The organism is Streptomyces sp. NPDC007162, assembly GCF_040634175.1.
GTDB lineage: Bacteria > Actinomycetota > Actinomycetes > Streptomycetales > Streptomycetaceae > Streptomyces.
The window spans coordinates 1-6762 of sequence record NZ_JBEYFC010000487.1; the positions used below are offsets into that span (position 1 = coordinate 1).

Here is a 6762-nt window from a genome sequence, read left to right on the forward strand (position 1 = left end):
GAGGCCTTGCCGGTGGCGGGATCCGTCGGCTGAGACCGAGGCGTCCGCGCCCGTCGCGACGCGGAGCGAGGGGATGCCCGGACGGTTCTCCGTCCGGGCATCCCCTCGGTTCGCCGCCTTCACGCCCGTGTCACTGGGCGGTGAAGGTCCACAGGAGGTTGGTGCTGCTGCCGTAGGTCCACTGCTTGGTGACGGAGCCGGAGGCCACGTTCCCGCCGCCGTCCAGGACGAGGCCGGTGGTCCGGTTGGCGATGGTGCACATGCCCTCGCCGCGGTGGGTGACCGTCCACTGCTGGTTGTTGCTGCCGTTCCAGGCCGCCTGCTGGGCCGGGGAGCCGTCGGACGTGGCACCCCAGCCGTCGGCGACCATGCCGTTGGTGCGGTTGACCAGCTTGTAGTAGCCGCCGCCGACGTCCACGAGCTGCCACTGGAGGTTGGGGCTGCCGTCCCAGGTGTACTGCTTGAGGTTGGATCCCGACGCGACGTTCCCGCCGCTGTCCAGGGCCAGACCGTCGGTGACGTTGGTGATGCGGAAGTAGGCGGCCGGATCGAACTGCACTTTCAGGGAGGTGATCTGGTCGTTCTGGCCGGTGACCCGGAGGTCGGGGTTGTCGGCGGTGAAGGTCCAGGAGGTGCCGGTGAGGTTGTCACCGCTGTAGGCGATGATCTGGTTCCCGGCCGCCAGCCTCAGGGAGGAGATGCTCTGGGGGTCCACTCCGGCCAGCTGCAGCTGCTCGGCCGTGTAGGTGCCGGGGTCGAGCACCGCGTAGTTCGCGGAGTAGTTGACGTCCTGGTAGACCACGGCACCGACCGCCGGGCGCAGCGAGGGGATCGGACCGGAGAAGCTGAGCTTGAGGACGTAGGCGCCCGCGGTGAACGGCGCCGAGGAGGGCAGCGTCACGGTCAGCCCGGAGGAGTCCTGCGTCGGCGCGGCGAGGTTGATGTAGGTGCCGGCGGTCGAGTCGAGCAGCTTCACCGAGGTGAGCGAGGAGAGGTTGATGCGGTCCGAGCTGAGCGTCTTGATCTTCAGTGAACTGCCCGGCCAGCCCAGCACGGTGGCGTACAGCACCGTGTTGCCCTTGCTGCGGGTGAAGCGGATGTCCTGCGCGGTGCCGACGAGCGGGGCGGTGAACGCGCCCCCGCCCATCCGTGTCGGGCCCTCGCCGTACTGCGTCCAGGCGCGGGTCGCGTACATCGACTCCCCGAAGCGCTTCAGGTAGTCGCCGATGCCGAGCAGCACGTCCTTCTGCCCCTGGGGGATCGTGCCGTCGGCCATCGGCGCGATGTTCAGCAGCATGTTGCCGTTCTTGCTGACCCGGTCGATCAGGGAGTGCAGCATCTGCTGGGTGCTGTAGTAGCCGATGCCCTGGGTGTAGCACCAGCTGGAGCTGGAGATGCTGTCGTCGGTGAGCCAGTAGGGCGCGGTCCGGTCGGCCGGGCCGCCGCGCTCGTAGTCGAAGACCTCGCCGTGGCTGTTGTAGCCGTCCTTGTAGGTGGCGACGACCTCTTTGCCCCAGGCATTGGCCTGGTTGTAGTAGTACGACAGGAAGTTCAGGCGCTGCGTCTCGTCGACCTTGGTCAGGTCGAAGTCCTCCCAGAGGATGTCCGGTTGGGCGCGGTCGACGACCTCCTTGAGTTTGTCGTACCAGAGCTGGTTCTCGGCGGTGGAGCCCAGTTGCCCGTAGAGCTTCTTCAGGCTGGGATCGGTCTGGGCGGGCACGTGGTCGTAGTAGCCGTTGAAGTTGTAGGCGTGGTGCATCGCCACCAGCAGCTTGAGGTTCTTGGCGCGGATCGCCGTGGTGAACAGCTTCAGCAGGTCGAGCCTGGGACCCTTGGCGACCGAGTTCCACTCGTTGACCTGCGAGTCCCACATGGAGAACCCGTCGTGGTGCTCCGCGACCGGCCCCGCGAACTTCGCCCCGGCGTCGACGAACAGCTGCGCCCACTCGTCGGGGTCGAAGTTCCCTCCGGCGGACTTGAGTCTGGGTGCGAACTGGGTGAAGTGGCCCGCCTTGTCGTTCGCTCCGTTGATGAAGTTGTGGTAGGGCCACACCGAGGGGTCGCCGTAGGTCGCGATGTGGTGCGTGTTGGCGTTGCTCCCGCTGATGTACATGTTGCGGGGGTACCACTCGCTGTCGTAGGCGGGGACGCTGAAGACGCCCCAGTGGAAGTAGATGCCGAACTTGGCGTCCTGGAACCACTCCGGGGCGGGCGGGTGCTGGTTCACCGAAGCCCACGTGGGGGTGTAGGTGCTGGGCGCGGCCTGCGCGGTGCCGGCGCCGAACACTCCCCCCGCGACGGCCGCCGCGGCCACGCAGGTGGCACCGGCGAGGAACTGACGTCTGTTGATCGAACTGGGCATGGGGGCATCCCTGTGTCGGACGGAGGCAGACGGAAGAGGTGGGACCGGCGCGACAGTCACCACCCGTCGCGCCGGTTGTTACGGAAGAAGGTCCGCCATGTGTCCTTGCCATGTCAACGGGCGTGCAGGGATGAAAACAGGTTTCTACCTGGCGTTTTGTACCGACATAGGCCATCTTCTGCCATTTATCCAGCGGCAAACATACAATGTTTCGGGGTCGGAAAGGGCTTCACCCATGTCCCGCGTCGCACCACGGGGCGGCGGCACACGCCGACGGCGGACCCTCCGCGGCATCCCCGGTATCATCGGCGCCACACTCGACGCGCCGCCCCGGTCACTCGCGCACCGGACCGCACGGCATGCTCACGGAAGGAGCTCACGTTGTCCCTGACAGACAGGGCCATCGGGCAGATCCGTGAGCTCATCCGCTCCGGCGCACTGCCGCCCGGCGCGAAGCTGCCCCCGGAGCCGGAGCTCGCCGCCCAACTGGGCCTCTCCCGCAACCTCGCCCGCGAGGCGGTCAAGGCACTGGCCGTGGCCCGGGTGCTCGAGGTACGGCGAGGCGACGGCACGTATGTGACCAGTCTCCAGCCCAGCCTGCTGCTGGAGGGACTCGGCGGCGCCGTGGAGCTCCTCCAGAGCGACACGGGCGCCCTGCTGGATCTCATGGAGGTCCGACGGCTGCTCGAACCGCTCGCCACCGGACTGGCCGCCGCCAGGATCACCGACGACCAACTGGCCGAGGTCAAGGGCCACTTGGACGCGATGCGGGAGGCGAGCGACGACGTCGAGCGGCTCAACGTCCATGATGCGGCCTTCCACCGCTCGGTCGTGGCGGCCACCGGCAACGAGAGCCTGCTCACCCTGCTCGAGGGCATCTCGGGCCGTACCCTGCGAGCCCGGATCTGGCGGGGCCAGTTGGACGACCAGTCCGCCGGGCGGACCCTCGCCGAACACGAGGCGATCTACAACGCCCTCCGCACCCGCGACGCGGCGGTGAGCCAGGCCGCGGCCCTGCTGCACGTCAGCAACACCGAGCACTGGCTCCGCGAGCACCTGCGCTCAAGCACCCCGCTGGCGTAGCGAACGGGGGCCGGTCCCCTGCCAGGCCCGGCGCCGGGTCTGGGCGCGCCGTCGGTTCTGCAGGCGCCGGTGCTGGTTGGCGCCGCCCGTGCAGGTCCACAGCCGGACCTCGGTCCCGTCGCCGGTTGCCGGTTGCCTGGTCGTCGGCGTCCAGGCACAGTCCCGACCGCACTGCTGTGATCGTGCCGTCCGGATTGACGTTCCACTGCTGATCCGCCCGCCCGTCGCAGTCCCGGATCGCCGCCGGGCTGCCGCTTCCGGCGGACGGGCCGACACCCAGGCACTTGCTTTGGCGGTCGTGGAGTTGTCGATGTCGAGGCAGCGCCCCGACTGCCGGCCGATGATCTCCTGGTCGCCGGTGGGCGGCGGAGGCGGTGGGCGGCGGAGGCGGTGGCTGGTTCGAGTCGAACCGTCCGTAGGCCGGTTCGGGCGGGTTCTGCGGAGTGCTGCCGTTCGTCCGGACGAAGGTGTCGCGCAGGTCCCGTCCGGACTGGATGGGCAGCACGTCGTCCCGGAGGCCGTGCAGTCCCATGTAGGCCCGATTCGACCCAGTTCAGCGCGCACAGAACAATTCAACGCGATGCGTCCTGAATCCGTGCTGGCGGTCCCTTCCCCTGCACATGCTTACTGGCCAGGTCGTCGGCGGGGGAGCCGATGGCATCGTGAACCACGAACCGGTCACCGTCCGAGCCGGTCAGGACCGGCCGTGGCACCGACGAGCGCATGGGCAGAGGCGCATGGGCGAGTGTCGCTCCGGCGGGACGACGCCTGGGAAGTCGTTCGAGGGCGTCAGGGGCGAGCCTGGACCGGCACACGGATGTGGAAGGATCGGGTCTGTGAATGCGCTCCCCCCGTCCGGCACGGGTACGGCAGGCGGGGAACTGCGGCGTGTACTGGAGCGCTTCGACGTCGGCGTCGTGGTGCGCCGGATAGAGGCAGGGTTCGGCCGGTTGCCTGCCTACACCGGGTTCGAGTGGCCGGTGGACCGGACGGCCGTGGTGCGCTGGAACATCGACCTCGTACTGCGCTGGATGATCAACGGGATCCCGCCGGACAGTTACCTCCGTTCCGAACTGTACGAGTTCCTGCGCGCCCGTGCTGTCGCCGGCCAGCCGATCGAGGACAGCATCCTGGTCTACCGCCGCGGTGCACGTATGTTCTGGGAGGCGCTGCTCGACCTGGCGGGTGACGAGGACCGGGCGGTGCTCGTCGCGGAGTGGGACACGGTCTGGGGCTGTCTGGAGGACTACCTCGACCTGGTCGTGGACGTGTTCGCGCGGGCCTACACCGACCAGCAGGACGCGCCGAACACGGCCGGAGACCGGCGCGCCCGAGCCCTGTTCGACCGGTTGTGCGCGCTGCTGCCGGTCACGATCGAGGACCGGGACCGGGCCGCCCGGCTCGGGTTCGACCTGGCGGAACCGTACCGCCCCTTCACCGCCCTACTGGCCGGGGCCACGGTCGCCGCGCATGCCGAACTCGCGTCGCGGCTGCGTACGGCAGGAGCGCTCGCGTTCACCGAAGGGCTCCGTGTGACCGGGCTGACACCACCCGGGTTCGGCTGGGGGGCGTTTCTTGAGGACCCGCGGCTGATCCTGGCCCAGGACCCGCCACTCGCCCGCGACCGGCTCGGCGCGGCGGCCGACGGCCTGCGCGCATTGCTCGCGATCGCGGCCCGGTCCGGACGCCGGGGCCGGGTACGGGCCGACGACTACCTGCCCGAACTGCTGCTGGCCGACTCCCCGGAAGCCTCCGACCGGATCGTCCGGCGAGTCTTCGGTCCGCTGGAGCGGGCCGAAGCCGTGGATCTGGCGGACACCCTGCGGTGTCTCGCCGCTCACGGCTTCGACAGCACTGCGGCGGCGGCCGCGCTGCCGGTGCACCGCAACACGCTGCTGTACCGGGTGGGCCGGATAGAGAAGCTGACCGGCCTGTCGCTCAAGGATCAGCGGGACCGCACCCTTGTGCTGCTCGCCGTCACCTGGGAGGCCGTCGCCCCGGACGTACAGTCGGCCTCGGGGCGCCCGGACGCCCTCGACTAGGTCTCGTCTGTCCACGCGTTCCGAGTCGCAGAACCCGCCGTGGCGCGATCAATTCAGGACCGTGACCGATGTCGGAGGCCGCACAGAAGGCTGACCCCGCGGAGGTGGAGTCAGGCCGGACGGGCGATGGCCCGGATCCGGCGTGCCAGGCCAAGTTGCATGGCGCCGAGCATGATCAGCCACAGCCCGGCCATGAAGGACAGCGTCAGCAGCGAGAGCCCCGGCCAGACCAGCAGCGTCAGGCCGGCGAGGACACCGAGCAGTCCGATGAAGACGTTCCACCCTCGCGCCGGCAAGCCGGGATGGTCGACCGCCGCGAACACGGCGGTGAAACCGTCCACGATCCAGTAGACGCCGAGCAGCAGCCCCAGCGCGAGCACCGTGATCAGGACGTGCCGGATCGCGTACAGCCCGAGCAGCAGGCTCACGACGCCGAGGACCGCGGTGAGGGTGCGGGCGGTACCGGTCTCCCCCAGGCTGGCCGATCCCACCAGCCGGAAGACCCCGGTGGCGATCAGCTGAGCGCCGAGGACCACCGCGAGTACGACGAGGGTCGGACCGGGCCACGCGACGGCTATGACGCCGATGACGATCGAGACCAGCCCGTAGAGCAGCTGCCAGGTCCAGGAACCGCCCAGGCGGGCGGCGGGGCTCTTGTTCATGCCGCGAAGCTAACGGCGCTGCTGTTGGGCGATCTCCCGAAATCCCGCTCCGTCTTCGTGCCCTCGCACAGGAGGGAAGAGCGTTGAATGGAGCGGACAGAACGCGCATTCGGAGGGGAGCCCATGCCGGCGTCCGTCACGTACCCGAAGTCCGTCACGCGCCGGACGCCGACCGAGGTCCCGGCGCGGCCCCCGCGGGAAGTGGCCGCCGAGGCAATGCCCGAGAGTGTCACGGAAGCTGTCCCGGAAGTCGTGTTCCAGTTGCCGACGTGGGGAGGGGGAGGACATGGCCGGTCCCGTTGACTGGGAAAGCTTCGCCGTGATGACCGGAGGCGCCAGCGGTGCACTCACCGGCCTGTTGTTCGTCGCGGTGTCCCTCAACGCCAACCGGGTCGCCAGACACCCGGGGCTGCGCGCGATCGCGGCGCAGACCCTCGTGCTGTTTCTTGCGCCGCTGGTCATGGCGACGATTCTGCTGGTGCCCCGCCAGGCCGACTGGGCCCTGGGTGCCGAGCTCATGGCCGCCGGGCTGGCCGGGGGCCTGAGCCTGCTGGCCATCGGGCGACGCAGACGCGGTCCGGCCACCGCCGACAAGCGGCTGACCGGCCTGTTC

5 protein-coding genes and 1 pseudogene are annotated in these 6762 nt (G+C 69.4%); 3 read left to right on the forward strand and 3 right to left on the reverse strand.

Annotation, left to right across the window (positions count from 1 at the left end):
• Window positions 1-130 precede the first annotated feature (130 nt).
• A complete protein-coding gene (locus tag ABZ646_RS36865) occupies window positions 131-2362 on the reverse strand; it encodes an alpha-L-fucosidase (protein ID WP_360529110.1) in 2232 nt (743 codons plus the stop codon).
• 381 nt (window positions 2363-2743) lie between these two features.
• Here ABZ646_RS36865 and ABZ646_RS36870 point away from each other — a divergent pair, with 381 nt between their 5' ends.
• Window positions 2744-3445: a FadR/GntR family transcriptional regulator gene (locus tag ABZ646_RS36870; RefSeq protein ID WP_360529113.1), complete on the forward strand. Its 702-nt coding sequence runs from the start codon at window positions 2744-2746 to the stop codon at window positions 3443-3445.
• Here ABZ646_RS36870 and ABZ646_RS36875 read toward each other — a convergent pair.
• Window positions 3387-3977 carry an RICIN domain-containing protein gene (locus ABZ646_RS36875; RefSeq protein ID WP_360529116.1) on the reverse strand — a complete coding sequence of 197 codons (591 nt, stop codon included), beginning with the start codon at window positions 3975-3977 and terminating at the stop codon, window positions 3387-3389. The two genes, ABZ646_RS36870 and ABZ646_RS36875, sit on opposite strands and share 59 nt — an antisense overlap.
• Window positions 3978-4281: 304 nt before the next feature.
• Here ABZ646_RS36875 and ABZ646_RS36880 point away from each other — a divergent pair, with 304 nt between their 5' ends.
• Window positions 4282-5487, forward strand: a complete 1206-nt coding sequence (locus ABZ646_RS36880; protein ID WP_360529119.1) for a helix-turn-helix domain-containing protein — start codon at window positions 4282-4284, stop codon at window positions 5485-5487.
• Window positions 5488-5597: 110 nt separating this feature from the next.
• Here ABZ646_RS36880 and ABZ646_RS36885 read toward each other — a convergent pair whose 3' ends face one another.
• Entirely contained in the window at window positions 5598-6149 is a 552-nt protein-coding gene (locus tag ABZ646_RS36885) for a DUF308 domain-containing protein (RefSeq protein WP_360529122.1), read from the reverse strand.
• A gap of 286 nt (window positions 6150-6435) precedes the next feature.
• Here ABZ646_RS36885 and ABZ646_RS36890 point away from each other — a divergent pair.
• Window positions 6436-6762, forward strand: a pseudogene (locus ABZ646_RS36890) (hypothetical protein); the annotation flags it as partial.